13 protein-coding genes are annotated in these 18,043 nt (G+C 72.4%); 8 read left to right on the plus strand and 5 right to left on the minus strand.

From position 1 onward, the window contains the following. The first annotated feature begins 368 nt into the window (after window positions 1-368). Window positions 369-1,445: a M24 family metallopeptidase gene (locus ACFUPX_RS25085; RefSeq protein WP_383326809.1), complete on the plus strand. Its 1,077-nt coding sequence runs from the start codon at window positions 369-371 to the stop codon at window positions 1,443-1,445. 30 nt (window positions 1,446-1,475) lie between these two features. Here the strand turns inward: ACFUPX_RS25085 and treZ are convergent, their stop codons facing one another. Further along, on the minus strand, window positions 1,476-3,221 hold the full coding sequence (gene treZ / locus ACFUPX_RS25090; protein ID WP_383326812.1) for a malto-oligosyltrehalose trehalohydrolase: 1,746 nt from the start codon (window positions 3,219-3,221) through the stop codon (window positions 1,476-1,478). A 177-nt stretch (window positions 3,222-3,398) separates the two neighbouring features. Here treZ and ACFUPX_RS25095 point away from each other — a divergent pair, with 177 nt between their 5' ends. Then, entirely contained in the window at window positions 3,399-3,950 is a 552-nt protein-coding gene (locus tag ACFUPX_RS25095; protein WP_383326733.1) for an FHA domain-containing protein, read from the plus strand. A gap of 49 nt (window positions 3,951-3,999) precedes the next feature. Here ACFUPX_RS25095 and ACFUPX_RS25100 read toward each other — a convergent pair whose 3' ends face one another. After that, window positions 4,000-5,250 (minus strand): M14 family zinc carboxypeptidase, encoded by a 1,251-nt coding sequence (locus ACFUPX_RS25100; protein WP_383326736.1) that lies wholly within the window; start codon window positions 5,248-5,250, stop codon window positions 4,000-4,002. A 335-nt stretch (window positions 5,251-5,585) separates the two neighbouring features. Between ACFUPX_RS25100 and ACFUPX_RS25105 the strand changes: the two genes are divergently transcribed. Continuing rightward, complete coding sequence (locus ACFUPX_RS25105; RefSeq protein WP_383326739.1) at window positions 5,586-6,632, plus strand: cytochrome P450; 1,047 nt, start codon at window positions 5,586-5,588, stop codon at window positions 6,630-6,632. Here ACFUPX_RS25105 and treY read toward each other — a convergent pair. Beyond that, a complete protein-coding gene (gene treY / locus ACFUPX_RS25110) occupies window positions 6,612-9,059 on the minus strand; it encodes a malto-oligosyltrehalose synthase (protein ID WP_383326742.1) in 2,448 nt (815 codons plus the stop codon). The genes ACFUPX_RS25105 and treY overlap by 21 nt on opposite strands. An 81-nt stretch (window positions 9,060-9,140) precedes the next feature. On the opposite strand from treY, the gene ACFUPX_RS25115 reads away from it, so the two are divergent. Further along, the gene (locus tag ACFUPX_RS25115; protein WP_383326745.1) at window positions 9,141-10,454 is read left to right on the plus strand and encodes an MFS transporter; all 1,314 of its coding nucleotides are present in this window, start codon (window positions 9,141-9,143) and stop codon (window positions 10,452-10,454) included. On the opposite strand, the gene glgX is transcribed toward ACFUPX_RS25115, so the two are convergent. Next, window positions 10,429-12,537, minus strand: coding sequence for a glycogen debranching protein GlgX (gene glgX / locus ACFUPX_RS25120; RefSeq protein WP_383326748.1), 2,109 nt, complete (start codon window positions 12,535-12,537; stop codon window positions 10,429-10,431). The genes ACFUPX_RS25115 and glgX overlap by 26 nt on opposite strands. Window positions 12,538-12,695: 158 nt before the next feature. Here glgX and ACFUPX_RS25125 point away from each other — a divergent pair, with 158 nt between their 5' ends. The 4 genes from ACFUPX_RS25125 to ACFUPX_RS25140 all read left to right on the plus strand — a co-directional run bounded on the left by ACFUPX_RS25125 (window position 12,696) and on the right by ACFUPX_RS25140 (window position 17,056). Further along, window positions 12,696-13,481: a Tat pathway signal sequence domain protein gene (locus ACFUPX_RS25125; RefSeq protein ID WP_383326751.1), complete on the plus strand. Its 786-nt coding sequence runs from the start codon at window positions 12,696-12,698 to the stop codon at window positions 13,479-13,481. Between the two features lie 65 nt (window positions 13,482-13,546). Next, the gene (locus tag ACFUPX_RS25130; RefSeq protein ID WP_383326755.1) at window positions 13,547-14,863 is read left to right on the plus strand and encodes a copper amine oxidase; all 1,317 of its coding nucleotides are present in this window, start codon (window positions 13,547-13,549) and stop codon (window positions 14,861-14,863) included. 103 nt (window positions 14,864-14,966) lie between these two features. After that, the gene (locus tag ACFUPX_RS25135; protein ID WP_383326758.1) at window positions 14,967-16,208 is read left to right on the plus strand and encodes an SAV2148 family HEPN domain-containing protein; all 1,242 of its coding nucleotides are present in this window, start codon (window positions 14,967-14,969) and stop codon (window positions 16,206-16,208) included. Window positions 16,209-16,321: 113 nt separating this feature from the next. Further along, window positions 16,322-17,056 carry a 3'-5' exonuclease gene (locus tag ACFUPX_RS25140; RefSeq protein WP_383326761.1) on the plus strand — a complete coding sequence of 245 codons (735 nt, stop codon included), beginning with the start codon at window positions 16,322-16,324 and terminating at the stop codon, window positions 17,054-17,056. Between the two features lie 15 nt (window positions 17,057-17,071). Here ACFUPX_RS25140 and ACFUPX_RS25145 read toward each other — a convergent pair whose 3' ends face one another. Continuing rightward, window positions 17,072-17,926 carry a phosphotransferase enzyme family protein gene (locus ACFUPX_RS25145; RefSeq protein ID WP_383326764.1) on the minus strand — a complete coding sequence of 285 codons (855 nt, stop codon included), beginning with the start codon at window positions 17,924-17,926 and terminating at the stop codon, window positions 17,072-17,074. Between the last annotated feature and the right edge of the window lie 117 nt (window positions 17,927-18,043).

Below are 18,043 nucleotides of genomic sequence, written 5' to 3' on the forward strand. Positions count from 1 at the left end.
GGCGCCGTGACTCGGTGGCGCCCGCGCGGCGGTGCGGGGGGCGGGCGCGCCGCAGCGTGGTGCGGGCTGCCGCCCCGCAGTGAAGTGACGCGATGCTTCGTGCCGTGCCGTGGCGTGACGTGACGTGACGGGGGCGCCGTAACCCGGTCGCGCCCGCGCGGCGGTGCGGGCAGGATCGGCGGCATCGGCAGCGCGCGTACGCGCAGCAGCGAGCAGCCCTGGAGGCCCCCATGACCGGCACCCCCGCGACCGGCGTCCCTGCCACCGGCACCCCCGCGACCGGCGCCCCCGTCACCGGCATCCCCGCGACCGGCGCCCCCGCCATCGGCGCCCCCACGCCCTTCACCGCCGACGACTACAAGGCCCGCATGGACCGTGCCGCGTCCGCCGCGGCGGACGCTGGACTCGCCGGGCTGCTCGTCGCGCCGGGGCCGGACATGGTCTGGCTCACCGGCTATCGGCCCACCGCCGCCACCGAGCGCCTCACCGCCCTCGTGCTCGCCGCGGGCCAGGAGCCGGTGCTCGTGGTGCCCACCCTGGAGGCCCCGGACGCGGAACGTGCGGCGGGCGCGAGCGTGCTCTCCGTGCGTGACTGGACCGACGGGAAGGACCCGTACGCGGCGACCGCGCCGCTCCTGGACGTCGACGGCCGCTTCGGGATCAGTGACAACTCCTGGGCCATGCATCTCCTCGGCTTCCAGAAGGAGCTGCCGAACACCTCCTACGTGTCCCTCACCGAAGCGCTCCCCATGCTGCGGGCAGTCAAAGACGCCGCGGAGCTGGAGCGGGTCGCTGCGGCCGGCGCCGCCGCGGACGCGGCATACGAAGAGATAAAGAAGGTTCCCTTCGCGGGCCGCAAGGAGACCGACGTCGCGGCCGATCTCGCCGGCCTGCTGCGCCGGTTCGGGCACTCCCAGGTCGATTTCACCGTCGTCGGCTCCGGTCCGAACGGCGCCAACCCGCACCACGAGGCGGGCGAACGCCTCATCGAGCACGGTGACATGGTCGTCCTGGACTTCGGCGGCCTCCTGCACGGCTACGGCTCGGACACCTCGCGCACGGTCCACGTGGGCGAGCCCGACGCCGAGGAGCAGCGGGTCCACGACATAGTGCGCGAGGCGCAGGAGGCGGGCTGCCGCGCGGTGCGGCCCGGCGCCGCCTGCCAGGACGTCGACAGAGCGGCGCGGGCGGTGATCGCCGACGCGGGGTACGGCGAGCACTTCATCCACCGCACCGGGCACGGCATCGGCGTCACCACCCATGAGCCGCCCTACATGATCGAGGGCGAGGAGCTGCCGCTCGTGCCCGGGATGTGCTTCTCCGTGGAGCCCGGCATCTATCTGCCGGGCCGCTTCGGAGTGCGCATCGAAGACATCGTGACGGTCACCGACGACGGCGTACGGCGCCTCAACTCCACGCCGCGCGAGCTGGCGATCGTCAAGTGACCCCCGGGGCGGCGAAATCCGCGGTGGGCCTCACGGCGTCACGAGCACCGCGCACGACTCGGCGGGCAGCCGCAGCAGCCCGTCCGCGCCGGGCGCGGTGACCGGCTCCCACGCCGCGAGCACCCGCGAGCCCCGGCCGCCCAGCGGGATGTCGACCGCCTCCTTGCCGAGGTTCAGCGCGACCCGCAGATCACCGCGCCGGACCGCGAACCAGCGCGCCCCCTCGTCGTACGCGACCCGCAGCGCCGCCAGATCGGGGTCCAGGAGGTCGCCGCGGGCGCGGCGCAGGGCGATCAGCTCGCGGTACCAGGCCAGCACGCGCGCGTGCGGGTCGGTCAGGGGCTCGGCCCAGTCGAGGCAGGAGCGGCTCCTGGTGGCCGGGTCCTGCGGATCCGGGATGTCCTCCTCGGCCCAGCCGTGTGCCGCGAACTCCCGCCGCCTGCCCCGGCGCACGGCGTCCGCGAGCTCGGGATCGGTGTGGTCGGTGAAGAACTGCCAGGGGGTGGCTGCCCCCCACTCCTCGCCCATGAACAGCATCGGCGTGAACGGCCCCGTGAGGGTGAGGGCGGCGGCGCAGGCGAGCAGCCCGGGGGAGAGGGTGGCGGAGAGCCGGTCTCCTTGTGCGCGATTGCCGATCTGGTCGTGGGTCTGCGTATAGCCGAGGAAGCGGTACGCGGGCGCCTTGGCGCGGTCCAGGGGACGGCCGTGCCCGCGTCCCCGGAAGGTCGAGTACGTACCGTCGTGGAAGAAGCCGCCCGTCAGCGTCTTGGCGAGCGCGGCGAAGGGCGCACGGGCGAAGTCTTCGTAGTAGCCGTGCGATTCGCCGGTGAGCGCGGTGTGCAGCGCGTGGTGGAAGTCGTCGTTCCACTGCGCGTGCAGGCCAAGACCCCCCTCCGCGCGCGGAGTGACGACCCGCGGATCGTTCTGGTCGGACTCGGCGATCAGCGAGAGCGGCCTGCCCAGTTCATCGGCGAGCTCGTCCACGGCCGCCGAGAGCTCCTCAAGGAAGTGGCACGCGCGCGTGTCCCGCAGCGCGTGCACCGCGTCCAGGCGCAGACCGTCCAGGCGGTAGTCGCGCAGCCAGGCGAGCGCGCTCCCGATCAGATACGCGCGCACCTCGTCCGAGCCGGGGGCGTCCAGGTTGACCGCGGCGCCCCACGGGGTCTGGTGGGTCTCCGTGAAGTAGGGCCCGAACGCGGGCAGGTAATTGCCGGACGGGCCGAGGTGGTTGTGGACCACGTCGAGCACGACGCCCATGCCGTGCGCGTGCGCCGCGTCGACGAATCGCTTCAGGGCGTCGGGGCCGCCGTACGGCTCGTGCACGGCCCACAGGGATACGCCCTCGTACCCCCAGCCGTGGACCCCCGGGAACGGGCAGAGCGGCATCAGCTCCACATGCGTGACGCCCAGTTCGGCGAGGTGGCCGAGCCGCCCCGCGGCCGAGTCGAGCGTGCCGTCCGGTGTGTACGTCCCCACGTGCAGCTCGTACAGGACCGCGTCCCGCACCCCGCGCCCCGCCCAGGGCGCGCGCCACGCGTACCGGTCGTGGTCGACGACGGCGCTGAGCCCGTCGGGGCCGTCCGGCTGGCGGCGCGAGCGGGGATCGGGCAGCACGGGGCCGCCGTCGAGCGAGAAGCCGTACCGCGCCCCTTCGGAGGCTTCCGCCGCCACGCTCCACCACCCGGCACGGCCGTCGGCGCGCTCCAACGCGTGCGTGGCGCCCTCGCACAGCAGCGCGACGCGCTCGGCCCCCGGTGCCCACACCTCGAACTCCACCGACAGTTCCCCCTCGTCCGTCATCCGCCGACGCCCATCCGCCCGCATCCGTGTTCATCCGCCTTCGTCCGTACGTCATCAGTGGTGACGCCCGACCATCGTGCTGCACATGTGATCGGTCCGGGGTCGTTCCGCGTTTTCTGGACACCCCGGCCGAGCTGACCGACAATCAGCAGGGTGACGTCGTCCTTCGAGATCCATCCGTACCCCGCGCGGCTGACCGACGCCGAGCGCGACAGGGCGCTGGAGGTGCTCAGGGAGGGCGCTGCCCTCGGCAAGCTGTCGCACGAGACGTTCGTGCGGCGCATGGAGCTCGCGCTCGCCGCCCGCCAGCTCGACGAACTGGCCGCGCTCACCGCCGATCTGCGGACCGAGGGACGCTTCTCGCGGCTGGTGTTCGGCACCGTCGGCGCGGTCTCCGGATTCACGGTCCGGCTGCGCAGGGCCTGGCAGGCCGAGCGGCTGCCGAAGCTGCTCCTTCCGGTGGCGGCGGACCCGCGTCCGCTGCGGATCGGCCGCGACCCGGCGAACGGACTCAGGCTCAGCCACGAAACGGTCTCCCGGGTGCATGCGGAGCTGAGCAGGCAGGGCGGCATGTGGGTGCTGCGCGACCTCGGGTCGACCAACGGTACGTCGGTGAACGGCCGCAGGGTGATCGGCGCGGCCGTCGTCCAGGACGGCGATCAGGTCAACTTCGGGACGATGGGCTTCCGGCTCTCCGCTTCGTGAAGCCTCCGGGCCATGGCTGACGGGGACGTGCGGCCCTGCCGGGGTGTGCTCAGCGGCCCAGCAGGCGTGCCTGGCGCGCGGCGGCGACCGTCGTGCGTGACTGGTGCTCGACCTGGTCCTCCAGCGGCACCCAGCGCGCCCTGAACCGCTCGGCGAACGCCTCGCTCCAGTGCAGGACGAGCTGTTCGAGGCGGGGCGCGGCCCGGTCGTCCGCGGCGTCGAGGACGCGCAGCAGCATCGCGGCGGCCCGCAGCGGAAGACGCCGTCCGAAGGCGTCGACGCTGCCTATGTACGCCATCGACGTCCCCGCGGGCGGCAGCCCGGCCCAGTCGTCGGCGAGGCCCGGCACCAGGTCGAGAGCCCAGCGCGCCGCGCGCAGCAGAGGCCCCTGCGCTTCGGGGAGCCGCGGAAGTGCCTCGCCGAGGATGTCCTCGACCAGCCGCGCGTCATGGCGCAGCCGCTCCGAGAAGCCGCGCAGCGCGCGCTCCGGGGCGGGATGGAGGGTCAGGTCGTCCACGAGGTCGCTCGCCCACATCGGGACCTCGACGATGGCGGTCAGGCCGCCGTACCGGTGGGCGTGGTGCCAGGTGGTGTGCCGGGCGTCCTCGGGGAGGCTCGGATAGGCGGCGGCCGAACCAGGCCCCGGCAGCACATGGACCCCCGGCCCCGACACCGGCCAGCCCGCGGCGTCCGAAGCCCCCGTCTCCACCGGAATGTGCAACTCCGCGGCGGACTTGGCGAACGGCTCGGCGAGCCCCGGTATGTCCCGCGTCAACTGCACCCAGCTGCCGCCGAGATCGGTTCCGTGCAGGGACACCTGGAGGTAGGGCCGCAGTTCGTCGATGACGCCGGTCAGGGTGCGGGTCTCGGGCGGCAGCCTGTCGGGCGGCAACACCGAGGGGGACCACTCGGGCTGCTCGGGGCCCGCGGGCCGGAAGAAGTGCCGGTGGTAGTCGAACAGGGTGCGCGGGGCGGGCGTGCGGTGCAGGTTCGCGCCGTCCGGGTCCGCGCACAGGAGGAAGTGCCAGGAGGTGTCGGCCCGCAGGTCCTCGTCCCGCAGGGTCCACTCCGCGAGGTGGAGCAGGGTCGAGCCGCCGGTCGGTTCGTTCGCGTGGGCGCCGGCGACGATGAGGACGGCGCGGGGGGAGTGGCCGACGGACAACAGGTGCAAGGGCCTTCCGGCACGCGAGGAGCCCACCTGGCGCAGGGTGCTCAACTCGGGGCGGTGAGCGGCCAACTCCCTTGCTGACAGCACGAGTTCGGCCACATTGGGATATCTCCGCTCCGCCAGTTGACTCACCCCCGTCTTGTCCGCTGACGCAATCCGCAGTACGCCACGCGGTCGGGCAGGTGTCAAGCGTGCGACCCAAGGGATGTCATCCCACGTCGGCCTTGTCGGGAAGCGTCACCCGAATGGGTGTATGGGGACTGCGTGCGGGGCTGCGCGGTGGTGCTCTGATCTGGCGGGGGCGCCCAGCGGGCAGCCCATGGGACTCCAGAGGGAAGGGGAAGGTTGCCGTGCCTGCTGTGCCTGCGAGCTCGGCCCCTCTTGGGCGCCGTCTGTCACCGGCTTCGCCGAGTTCGTCCTCAAACGTCGGACAGGCTGAGACGGGACGGGCTGAGACCGGAGCGGCCGTGAAGATCACCCTCCTCGACCCCGGCGTGGAGCGTGACCCCTACCCGCTCTATCGCACCCTCCGCGAGGGCTTTCCCCTCGTCCACGACGAGATGCTTGGGGCCTGGCTGCTCAGCCGGTACGCGGATGTGCGGGCCGCGCTCGGCGACGTTCGGCTCGGGTCGGCGGCGGTCGGGCCGAGCCCCGCCTACCGGCGGCTCCTGGAGCCCGCGCTGCGGACCGCAGCCGAGCGCACCGCCCATGTCCTGGCCCGGCGCATGGCCGGGCGGCGCGAGGTCGACCTCGTCGCCGAGTTCAGTGACTGGCTGCCCGCGGCGGCCGCCGTCGCTGCCCTGGGGCTGCCCTGGGAGGAGGCCGTCCAGGTGCGGGAGTGGTGCCGTACGGGATCCGCGCGGTCCGGCGGCTGCCACCCGGAGCTCGGCGGCCTTCTGCGCCCCCACGTCACGCGGCGCCGCGCGCATCCCGGCACGGACCTGCTCTCCGTGCTGTGCGCCGCCCGGGTGGACGGACAGCCGCTCTCCGACGAGACCGTCACCGCCCTCGCCGGGACGCTCCTGACCGGCGGCGGCGAGGCCACCGCCCGCGCGCTTGCCTCCTTTCTCGCCAACCTCCTCGACCACCCGGCCCAGTTGGACCTCGTGCGCGCCCGCCCCGGGCTGATACCCGGCGCCTGGGCGGAGTCCCTGCGCCGCGATCCGCCCACGCCCGTCGTCCTGCGCCGCGCGAGCGCGCCGGTCGCCCTGGGCGGCGCCACGCTGCCCGCGGGAGCCGTCGTGGCCTGCCTCATAGGCTCCGCGGGGCGCGACCCGTTCCGCTTCGCCGACCCCGACCGCTACGACATCTTCCGCGCGGACCCGGCCCACCTCGCCTTCGGCGCCGGACGCCACTTCTGCCCGGCCACCACCCTGGCGGGGCTCGCCGCCGAGTGCGGCCTGCGGGCCCTGCTCGACGCGATGCCGGGCCTGCGCTGGGCGCCCGGCTTCCGGCCCGCGCCTCGCGGACTCATGGCGCGGGCGCCGCGCCTGCTACTCGTCCGCCCGCGCTGAGGCGTCCTCGCCCTCGGCCGTGACCCGCTCCAGGAGCACCACAGGCAGCTCGCCGAAAAGCTCCTCCACGCGCGCGTGCCCGGTGAACTCCCGCCCCGGAGCGAGCAGGTCCGCCCACCGCCCCTCCGGAAGCGCCAGTTCCGTCGAGCGCCAGCCGCCCTCGTCGGACAGCCGCAAGGAGAGCCGGGTCGCCGCCGCGATCACCTCTCCGGAGCGCGTGAAGGCCACGCAGTGCGCCGCGCCGGGGCCCCGCACCGCCAGCGGCTCGTACGTCGCCGCGCCGCCGAACAGCTCCGGGCGCCGCTTGCGCAGCCGCAGCGCCGTCGCCGTGAGGGCCAGTTTCTCCTCGGAGAGGTCCCAGCGGTCACGGTGCTGCTCCAGGTACTCCAGGACGTGCGCCTGGAACCGCACGGGCCGCCGGTTGTCCGGGTCCACCAGGGCGCGGTACTCGCCCTCCGTGCCCTGGTAGAGGTCGGGCACCCCGGGCATCGTCAGCTGGAGCAGCGTGGCCCCCAGGACGTTCGCCCGCACATGGGGGCGAAGGCCGCTGGCGAACTCCGCGACCGTGTAGAGCGGCGGCCCGCAGGGACCGGCCTCCACGAACGCCGTCACGGCCTTCTCGTACGCCTCGTTCGGCTCGGTCCAGCTCGTGTGCAGGCCCGCCTCGCGCACGTGCTTGAGCAGGGCCTTCTGCAGCCGTTCGTCGTAGGGGAAGCCGAAGCCGACGGCCGTCTGCCAGGCCGCCCAGGCCAGTTGGGGATCGGGCGCGCTCGCGCCGCCCACGCGCGCGGTCTGCTCGGTCACGTCGACCAGGAGGTCAGCCCACCGCTCCGGGCACTGCGTGAGCACGGCGATGCCCGCCCGTACGTCGGCGCTGCGCTTCGTGTCGTGCGTGGTGAGCACCGTTCCCGCGTAGGGCCAGTCGCGCTGCACGCGCGCGCAGTAGGCGTGAAAGGCCTCCGGAGCCACCGCGGGACGCTCGGGGGAGCCGCCCACCTCCGCCGCCGAGAGGAGCGGCGCGTGCCGGTAGAACGCCGTGTCCTCGACCGCCTTGGCCCGCAGCGCCGACGAGATCTGCGCGAACCGCGCGCGGAAGCCGTCGAGCGCGGGCCCGGACCCCAGGCGCCCGAGCACCAGGTCCCGTACGACGTCGACCGCCTCGGCCTCCTCCCGCACCGCGAAGGCCGTCTTGGCCTCGTGGGCGGCCCGCACCGTGAGCACCGAAGCCGGTTCGACGCCCCCGGAGACGTAGGGCCGGTAGACGGGAAGCCGCACGAGCAGCTCCAGGAGCGCGGTGCGCAGCGCCCACGGCGCGTGGTCGCGCAGCGTGGGGTCCGGGGCGCAGAGCGCGGTCGCCTCGCGCGTGAGGCGGTCGGTCTCGGCGGCCAGCTCATGGGTGAGCACCTTGTACGCGGCGCGCCGCACCGTCGCGTCCCAGTCGCCGCCCCGGTCCACCACCGGCGCCGTGAACCTCCGGTACTGGCCCAGGAGTTCACCCGCACCCGCCGGGTCCGTGAAGAGGCCGTCGAGGTGGCGCAGCGCGTCGTATCCGGTGGTGCCCGCGACGGGCCAGGCCGCGGGGAGCTGTTCCCCGTCGGCGAGGATCTTCTCGACGACCGTCCAGCGCCCGTGCGTGGCCTCGTGGAGCCGGTGGAGGTAGGCCCCCGGATCCGCGAGCCCGTCGGGGTGGTCGATCCGCAGCCCCTCCACGACCCCCTCCCGGAGCAGTGCGAGGATCTTGGCGTGGGTGGCGTCGAACACCTCCGGGTCCTCGACGCGTACGCCGATGAGGTCCGAGATGGTGAAGAAACGCCGGTAGTTGAGCTCCGTGCGGGCCAGGCGCCACCACGCGAGCCGGTACCACTGGGCGTCCAGGAGCTGCGGCAGCGGCAGATCCCCGGTGCCTTCGCGCAGGGGGAAGGCGTGCTCGTGGTAGCGCAGCTCGTTCCCGTCGACCCGCAGGCGCTCCAGCTCGTCCCCGATCCCGCGGCCGAGCACGGGAAGCAGCACCTGTCCGCCGCCCGCCTCCCAGTCGATGTCGAACCAGCGCGCGTAGGGCGATCCGGGGCCCTCCCGCAGGACCTCCCACAGGGCGTGGTTGTGGCGCGGCACCGCCGCCATGTGGTTCGGCACGATGTCCACGACGAGGCCGAGACCGTGCGCCCGCGCGGTGCGCGAAAGGGCCCGCAGCCCGTCCTCGCCGCCCAGCTCGTCGCGCACGCGCGCGTGGTCCACGACGTCATAGCCGTGCGTGGAGCCCGGAACGGCCTCGAGCACCGGCGACAGATGCAGGTGGGAGACTCCCAGCGATGCCAGATACGGGACGGCCGCCTCGGCGGCCTCGAACGGGAACTCCGGCTGGAGCTGGAGTCGGTACGTGGCGGTGGGCGGCGGGGGCACCGCGGGTTCTGAGCGCTCAGGCGTCATGCGAACGTACGTACCCGCCTGGCGGGCTTTCGTGCCATCGACTCATGCTTCCGGGTGCCACGGTGTCGCTAGCTTCGGACGATGGCGACAAAGACACGGGCCGGACGGGCCGGACGGGCCGGGCAGGGCGAGTCCGGCGCACCCGGACTTCTGGACACCTACCGGGAAGTGATCGGACACACCGGAGCGCTCCTTCCGGTGATCTCGTTCCTCGGCAGGCTCCCCGTGGCCATGATCCAGTTCGGCAGCGTCCTGCTGGTCACCGAGACCAGCGGATCGCTCGCCACGGGCGGCGTGGTCGCCTGCGCGCTTGCGCTCGGCCAGGTGACCATGGGCCCGGTCGTCGGCCGGCTCGCCGACCGGCGCGGCCAGCGCTCCGTCGTCCTCGCCTTCTCGCTGCTCAACGCCGTGGCGATTGCGGTGTACACGCTCGGCGCCCTCCTCGGGCTGCCCACGCCCGCGCTGATCGTCCTCGCCGTGCTCGCCGGTGCGAGCATCCCGGGGATCGGCCCGCTGGCCCGCGCACGCGCCGTCCCGCTGGTCCGCACGGCGGGCGGCGACGACCGTCTGGTCAACACCGTGCTGTCCCTGGAGAGCACCATGGACGAGGTGTCCTTCGTGCTCGGACCCGCCTTCGTGGGCCTGGCGGCCGTGGCGGGCCATCCGGCGTACGCCTTCGGGGCGGCGGCGCTCCTTGTCGCCCTCTGCGGCTCCGGCTTCGCGCTGCACCCCACGGGCCGCACGGCGCGATCGGCCCCCACGACGGGGCGAGCGGCACGCGCGCGTGGCGGCCGGGATCGGCTGCCGCGCGAGGTCGTCGTCGTACGCGTCGGGCTCGTCTTCGTGGGCGTCCTGCTCGGGGCCTGTGGAGCGGGCATCACGGCTCTCACCGAGGAGTTGGGCCGGCCGGGCCAGGCGGGCCTCGTCTATGCCGCCATGGGCGTCATGAGCGCCGTCGTGGGCCTCTCCATGGCCGCGCTGCCCGAGCGCTTCGGCCTGTACGCGCGCTGGCGCGTGGCGACGGCGGCCGCCGCGCTGCTCTCGCTGCCGCTGGTGTGGACGGACAGCATGACGGGCCTGTACCTCGTGGTGACCGTGTTCGGCGCCATCTTCGCCCCGAACCTGATCACCGGCTTCGCGCTCACCGAGCGCTCCTGCCCGCCGCGGCGCCTCGCCGAGGGGATGACGTTCGCGGCGAGCGCCTTCGTCGGCGGCCAGGCGATCACGCTCGCCGTGGCGGGACGCCTGGCCGAGACCTACGGCCCCGGAGCGGCGTTCGCGCTCGGCAGCGCGGCCGCCGCCGTCGCGTTCCTCGTCGCGCTCGCCGCCCGACCCGCGGCGGGCGACGGCGCGCGCACCCCCTCCTTGGTCACGCGGGGCGGCGCAGGACGGTGAGACTCCGGTCGGTGAGCGTCAGGCGCTCGCCGGCCCCCGCCTTCAGGCCCGTGTCCCGCGGCACGCCCTCCGGCAGCGCGGTGTCCACGACCACCTGCCACTGGCGGCCGTGATTGACCGGAACGACGAACTCCAGGGGTTCGGCGGACGCGTTGAACATCATCAGGAACGAGTCGTCCGCGATCCGCTCGCCGCGCGTGCCCGGCTCGGAGATCGCGTTGCCGTTCAGGAACACCGTCAGCGCCCGTGCCTGCGAGGCGTCCCAGTCCTCCTGCGCCATCTCCTCGCCCTCCGGTGTGAACCAGGCGATGTCGGAGAGCTCGTCGTGGGTGCCCTCGACCGGACGGCCGTGGAAGAAGCGCCTGCGGCGGAAGACGGGGTGATCGCGCCGCAGCCACGCCATCGCGCGCGTGAACTCCAGCTGCGTGCTCTCGCCCTCGGGCCAGCGCACCCAGGCGATCTCGTTGTCCTGGCAGTAGGCGTTGTTGTTGCCCCCTTGCGTGCGGGCGAACTCGTCGCCGTGGCTGAGCATCGGGACGCCCTGGGAGAGCATCAGCGTCGCGATGAAGTTGCGCATCTGCCGCTCGCGCAGCGCAAGGACGTCCGGGTCGTCGGTCTCGCCCTCGGCCCCGCAGTTCCAGGAGCGGTTGTGGCTCTCGCCGTCCTGGTTGTCCTCGCCGTTGGCGTCGTTGCGCTTGTCGTTGTACGAGACGAGGTCGTGCAGCGTGAAGCCGTCGTGGCAGGTCGTGAAGTTGATCGACGCCAGGGGGCGCCGCCCGTCGTCCTGGTAGAGGTCGGACGAACCGGTCAGGCGTGAGGCGAACTCGGCGAGCGTGCGCGGCTCGCCCCGCCACATGTCGCGCACCGTGTCGCGGTACATGCCGTTCCACTCGGTCCACAGCGGCGGGAAGTTGCCGACCTGATAGCCGCCCTCGCCGACGTCCCACGGCTCGGCGATCAGCTTCACCTGGCTCACCACGGGGTCCTGCTGCACGAGGTCGAAGAACGACGAGAGCCGGTCCACCTCGTGGAACTGCCGGGCCAGCGTCGCCGCGAGATCGAAGCGGAAGCCGTCCACGTGCATGTCCGTGACCCAGTGCCGCAGCGAATCCATGATCATCTGGAGTACGTGCGGCGACCGCATCAGGAGCGAGTTGCCGGTCCCCGTGGTGTCCATGTAGTAGCGGGGATCGTCCGTCAGGCGGTAGTACGAGGCGTTGTCCAGGCCCTTGTAGGAGAGCGTCGGGCCCAGGTGGTTGCCCTCGGCCGTGTGGTTGTAGACGACGTCCAGGATCACCTCGATGTCCGCCTCGTGCAGCGCCTTGACCGCCTGCTTGAACTCCAGGACCTGCTCGCCCCGGTCGCCCCAGGAGGCGTACGCGTTGTGGGGCGCGAAGAAGCCGATCGTGTTGTAGCCCCAGTAGTTGTTCAGGCCCATGTCGACCAGGCGGTGGTCGTTCACGAACTGGTGCACCGGCATCAGTTCGAGCGCCGTCACCCCCAGCTGCGAGAGGTGATCGATGACCGCGGGGTGCGCGAGCGCCGCGTACGTACCGCGCAGCTCCTGGGGAAGATCCGGGTGCCGCATGGTCAGGCCCTTCACATGGGCCTCGTAGAGCACGGTCTCGTTGTACGGGGTGCGCGGCGGGCGGTCGTCGCCCCAGTCGAAGTACGGATTGACCACCACGGAGGTCATCATGTGCGGCGCCGAATCCATGTCGTTGCGCTTGTCCGGGGCGCCGAAGCGGTAGCTGTACACCTCCTCGCCCCAGTCGATCTTGCCGCTGACCGCGCGGGCGTACGGATCGAGGAGCAGCTTCGCCGAGTTGCAGCGGTGCCCCTGCGCGGGGTCGTACGGACCGTGCACACGGAAGCCGTACCGCTGGCCCGGCATCACGCCGGGCAGGTACGCGTGCAGCACGAACGCGTCGGACTCACGCAGCTCGACGGCTGTCTCCGAGCCGTCGTCATGCAACAAACAGAGCTCTATGCGGTCGGCGGCCTCGGAGAAGACCGCGAAGTTCGTGCCGGCGCCGTCGTACGTGGCACCGAGTGGATACGCCTGCCCTGGCCACACCTGCATGCATACGACTCTTCCACTACCGCCCCCTCGGCCCGGGGTCACATTGGTCAGAGTCTCCCCGAAAGTGGGGCAACCACGCGGGAGTTGAAGCCGTCTAACCGACCGACCACATACTCGGTATGCCCCTTCTTGGGGCTCGTGGGGGAAAAGGGGAGTAAGTGCGAGAGCTAGTCAGACGCAACCTGGGCAAGGTGATGGCGGGCGCGGCAGTCGCGGTGGCCGCCACCGCGGTGCTGGTGGGCGTCACACTGCCGGGGGCGGGCGAGTCGGGGGGCCGCCAGGCCAACGCCGCGGACGCGCAGCAGAACGCGATCGCGAAGGACGGCGTCGTCGAGGCCGCGCCGGACGAGGGCGAGAAGGGCATAGGCAGCGACCCGCTGACCGACGCCGAGATCGAGCGTGCGGAGAAGGCCTCGGTGTCGGGCGCCCTGCGCTCCAGCGCCAGGGACGTCGAGGGCGACCGCGGCCCGCAGCTCCTGTCGACCAACCTCAGTGAGCCGGAGCCGACCGACGCGGGCGCCGCGGCTCCGCGCCGCGCGGAGGTCGTGTACTACGACTACAAGAAGGACGCGGTCATCACCAAGACGGTCAACGTGGAGACCGGCAAGGTGGAGAACACGAACACCACGCAGAACGTCCAGCCGCCGCCCAGCCAGGAAGAGCTCGCCGAGGGCGCGCAGCTGCTGATCGCCGACCCGCTCGGCAAGGGCCTGAAGCAGGACTTCAAGCACGCCACGGGCAAGGCGCTGACCGGCCCGGGACAGCTCCAGCTCAGCGGCATGGTCTTCCGCAAGGAGACCGTCGAGCGCGTGCCGGCCGGCCTGACCGAGTGCGGCAAGCACCGGTGCCTCCAGGTCGTCACCAAGGTCAAGAGCGGCCCGTGGATCGACACCCGGTCCCTCGTCGTCGACCTGAGCACCCGTTCCGTGGGCCGCCTCGGCTGATTCGAGCCCGCGCGCGCACGACACCACACTTCTGCTTCTCCTCGTACGAGGGAGTTCACACCGCAATGCACGTCAACAGACTTTCGCGCGCCCGCAAGAAGGCCACCCTGGCCTTCGCGGTCGCGGCAATGATCGGTGGCGCCGCCACCGTCGCCTCACCCGCATCGGCCGCACCCCAGGCGCCCAGCGCCCCGGCGGCGGCCGCCGACTGCAGTGACGCCTACAAGATCGAGCAGACCGTCGACGGCGGCACGACCTGGCGCATGTGCTGGCACTACAACACGCTCTCCGGCCTGATCCTCGACAAGATCAGCTACCAGCCCAAGGGGGAGGAGAAGCCGATACCCGTCCTGACCAGCGCCCGGCTCGCGCAGGTCCACGTCCCCTACGACGACGGCGAGGCCGAGTACGACGACGTCACCGGCACCGACTTCGGCCAGGCCCTGCAGAACCTGAACCCTGGCGAGTGTCCCGGCGGCACCATCAAGACCGTGAAGGTCCCGCAGCGGGGCGACGTGAAGGGCCTGTGCGCCACCACGCGCGCGCGTGGCCACGCGTACCGCCTCAACGACGACGAGAGCACCGGCGGCACCGGCAAGGTCTACACCGGCCAGGGCAAGGACCTGCTCGTCTACACGGTGAACAAGGCCTCCTGGTACGAGTACATCACCGAGTGGCGCTTCTCCTCGGACGGCACCATCACCTCCCAGGTCGGCGCGACCGGCAGCCTCTCGCCGTACGACTACGACGGCGGCGACAGCCGTGGCTGGCCGATCGGCAAGGGCGACCAGGCCAAGGCCGAGAGCCACGCCCACAACGTCTTCTGGCGGCTCAACTTCGGCCTGGACGGCTCCCCGAAGGCCAAGGTCGAGCAGTACGACTCCAAGGTCACCCCGCCCACCGGCCAGGGCAGCCCCACCACGAAGACCACCCGCACCAAGGTCACCAAGGAGCTCGCCGGTGACCGCAAGGACATGCGCTGGTGGCGCGTGGTCAGCGGGGCCGGCAAGAACAAGGACGGCCACCCCCGTTCGTACGAGATCGTGCCCGGGGCCAGCACCAAGCACGCCGGACGCCCCTTCACCAAGCACGACGTGTACTTCACCGAGTACAAGAAGTGCGAGCAGTACGCGAGCAACAACCCGGGGTGCGCCAACGGCGTGCCGACCAGCGTCGACAAGTGGGTGAACGGCCAGTCCCTCACGCACCCGGTCACCTGGGTCCACGTCGGCTTCCACCACATCGCCCGTGACGAGGACCAGCAGCCGATGCCGGTCCACTGGCAGGGCTTCTCGCTGGCCGCGCGCGACGTGACCGCTATGAGTCCGCTCACTCCGGAGGAGCTCGCCGGCCAGAACGGCCAGCCGCCGCTTGGTCGTTGAGAATCCACCCTTGCCATCCGGCTGCACCGCCCGCCGCTCCCGGAGTACCCTTCCTTGATCGTTGAACGGGGGAGTGCTCGGGGGAGCGGAAGGGGTGCGCTGGGTGAGCTCGGGAGGGCGGGAACTGCCCCCTGGTGACGAGGGTCACGAGGGGAGTTCCGCGGACGGCCCGCCCGGAGCGGTGTCCTTGGCGCGGCCGATGGAGATGGGATCTCAGATCGGACCCGAACTGGACTGGGGCGCCGACGCCTGGCGCGAGGTGCGTACGCGCGCACAGCGCGCCGGGCGGGCCTACATCTGGCTGAATCTCGTGGAGCAGCGGCTGCGCGCGGTCGTGGCCGCTGTTCTGCGTCCCATCTACGAACCCGTGCACGCCGACGACTGGGTGGTCGCCGCCGCGGGACCCGCGGGGCAGGAGTGGGTCCAGCGGGCCGTCGCCGTACGCGAAGTGAGCCGCCGCAAGGGCTATTTGCTCGACCCGGCGGACGACAACGTCCTCAGCTTCCTCACGCTGCCCCAGTTGCGTGAGCTGATGGTGCAGCACTGGCCGTGCTTCGAGCCGTACTTCGACGACCGCAGGGACGTCGAGCTCGCGCTCGACGAGCTGGAAGTGACCCGGAACGTCGTCTCCCGCAACCGCGCCCTGTCCACCGCCGTGCTCGCCCAGGCGGAGCGCGCCTCCGCCAAGCTCCTGGACATACTCGGCACGGGCACCGACACGCCGTCCGTGCGCCGGCTGCCCGTCGACGCCGTCGAGTCCCTGGTCGGCGACCGGTACGCCGACGTGGTGGGCGTCCACTCGGACCGCGTGCGGCTCCTGCGGCAGTTCCCGGCCGAGGACATCTTCGGCGGTGCCCGCCGTCTCGACGCGATCGGGATAGGCATGAACCTCCTGGTCCAGAACTTCTCCGGGCGCCGACTCGTCCGTCTCGCGGAGTCCGGCTGCCGGGCGCGGCTGCTCTTCCTCAACCCGGCGAGCAGCGCGGTCAAGCGCAGGGAGCGCGAACTGGGCCTGAAGCGGGGCGAGCTGAGCCGCAGCGTCGAGATGAACATCCTGCACATGCGCCGGGTGCGGGCCCGCCTGCGCGATCCGGGCGCCTTCGAGATCCACGTCTTTGACGAGACCCCGCGCTTCACCGCGTATCTGGTCGACGGGGACGGCCCCGACGGCATCGCGGTCGTCCAGTCGTATCTGCGCAGGACGCGGGGGATGGAGGCGCCGGTGCTCGTGCTGCGGGGCGGGCGCCGGGTGGTCAAGGCGGACGAGCCGGACGAGAACGGACTCTTCGAGACGTACCGGGAGGAGTTCGAGCTGGCCTGGGCGGACTCGCGGCCGGTCTCCTGAGCGGCCCCGGGCGGTGGTCCGGGGCGGCAGGCGGAACGCGCTCCTCGGATTGTCAGTGGCGCGTGGGATCGTGGTGGTCAATGGGGGAAAGCACCACAGAGAAGGGGGCGGCCATGGGCTGGCACCGGGAGCTGCTGATCGGTTTCGACCTGGAGACCACCGGGACGGATCCGCGCGAGGCGCGCATCGTCACGGGCGCGGTGATCGAGGTCAGGGCCGGCGAGACGCTGGGCCGCAAGGAGTGGCTCGCCGACCCCGGGGTCGAGATCCCGGCGGAGGCGGTGGCGGTGCACGGCATCTCGAACGAACGGGCCGCGGCGGACGGCAGACCGGCCGCCGAGGTCGCCGACGCGATAGCGGCGGTCCTCGTGTCGTACTGGCAGTCGGGCGTCCCGGTCGTGGCCTACAACGCGGCCTTCGACCTGACCCTGCTCGCCGCCGAGTTGCACCGGCACGGCCTGCCGTCCCTGACCGAGCGCCTGGGCGGCGCGGAACCGGCCCCGGTCATCGATCCGTACACGATCGACCGCTCCGTCGAGCGCTACCGCAAGGGCAAGCGCAACCTCGAAGCGGTCTGCACCGAGTACGGCGTGCTCCTGGAGTCGGCCCATGACGCCACGTCGGACGCCCTGGCCGCGGCCCGCCTGGCCACCGCCATAGCCGACCGCCACCCCAAGCTGGCCGCCTTCGGCCCCGCGGAGCTGCACCGCCGCCAGATCGACTGGTATGCGCAATGGGCCGCGGACTTCCAGAAGTTCCTGCGCAAGAAGGGCGAGACGGACGCGGTGATCGACGGCACGTGGCCCCTGCGGGGTGAGGTCAGCAGGTCGAGCCCGACCGGCGTCTGAGGGCGACGGTCGCGCTCAGAAGGGGTACCACCGCACGGCCGCGTCCCCGTCCCGGAGCGAGGCCACCCGGCGGCGGAACTCGGCCAGGGCCTTGGGATTGCTGGGGGCATGCTGCGCGACCCACGCACAGCTCGCCGTCTCCCGGGCCCCCCGAAGCACCGCGCACCCCTCCCACTCCCGCACGTCCCAGCCGTACCGCGCGACGAACCCGTCGTACGCCTCGGCGGGCAGTCCGTAGCGATCCCGCGAGAGCGCCATCACCACGAGATCGTGCTCCCGCAGATCGGCGGAGAAGGTCTCCAGGTCCACCAGGACCGGACCGTCCGCGCCCACGAGGACGTTCCGGGGGAGCGCGTCGCCATGGATGGGTCCTGGAGCAAGGCGGGGGGTGAGCGCCGCTGCCGCCGCCTCGAACCCGTCCCTGCGCTCCCGCAGATAGTCCGCGTCCTCGACGTCGATCGCGTCACCGGCGAGCCGCAGCCACCGCTCGACCCCGCCGAGGAGCTCACGCCGGGGCAGCTCGAACCCGGGCGCGGGCAGCGCGTGCACGAGCCGGAGCAGTGCGGCGAGGTCACGCGGCTCGGCGGGCCGCACGGCCTCTGGCAGCCGGTGCCACACCGTCACCGGATGCCCGTCCACAAGACGGGGTTCGTCCTCGGCCGCCCGCACCGCGGGCACGCCCGAATCCTCCAGCCAGCGCGCGACCCTCAACTCCCGCCGTGCGCGGTCCAGGAGCTCCGGCGCCGCACGCCCGACCTTGACCACGGAGCCGTCACTGCCGAACACCGCGTTCTCGCCGAGCGCGAGCAGTGCCGCGTCCCGCTCCAGACCCGCGGCGCTCAGTACGTCCCGTGCCCGCGCCTCGTCCATCCATTGCCTCCCGAACCGCTCGCCGCGTTCGTCGCGTGCGCCGACACAGTGTCCCATTCGCACAGGCCAAGCGGCTGCGAGGCCTGCGTAGCTGCTTGACGTATCAAGATCCCATCA

This window comes from Streptomyces sp. NPDC057302 (assembly GCF_042667685.1).
Lineage (GTDB): Bacteria > Actinomycetota > Actinomycetes > Streptomycetales > Streptomycetaceae > Streptomyces.

Excerpts from the sequence above, each read along its gene's own strand:
- ACFUPX_RS25085 (WP_383326809.1), top strand. The coding sequence starts at position 369 with ATGGACCGTGCCGCGTCCGCCGCGGCGGACGCTGGACTCGCCGGGCTG.
- treY (WP_383326742.1), bottom strand. The coding sequence starts at position 9,059 with ATGACGCCTGAGCGCTCAGAACCCGCGGTGCCCCCGCCGCCCACCGCC.
- ACFUPX_RS25115 (WP_383326745.1), top strand. The coding sequence starts at position 9,141 with ATGGCGACAAAGACACGGGCCGGACGGGCCGGACGGGCCGGGCAGGGC.
- glgX (WP_383326748.1), bottom strand. The coding sequence starts at position 12,537 with ATGCAGGTGTGGCCAGGGCAGGCGTATCCACTCGGTGCCACGTACGAC.
- ACFUPX_RS25130 (WP_383326755.1), top strand. The coding sequence starts at position 13,547 with ATGCACGTCAACAGACTTTCGCGCGCCCGCAAGAAGGCCACCCTGGCC.
- ACFUPX_RS25140 (WP_383326761.1), top strand. The coding sequence starts at position 16,322 with ATGGGCTGGCACCGGGAGCTGCTGATCGGTTTCGACCTGGAGACCACC.
- ACFUPX_RS25145 (WP_383326764.1), bottom strand. The coding sequence starts at position 17,926 with ATGGACGAGGCGCGGGCACGGGACGTACTGAGCGCCGCGGGTCTGGAG.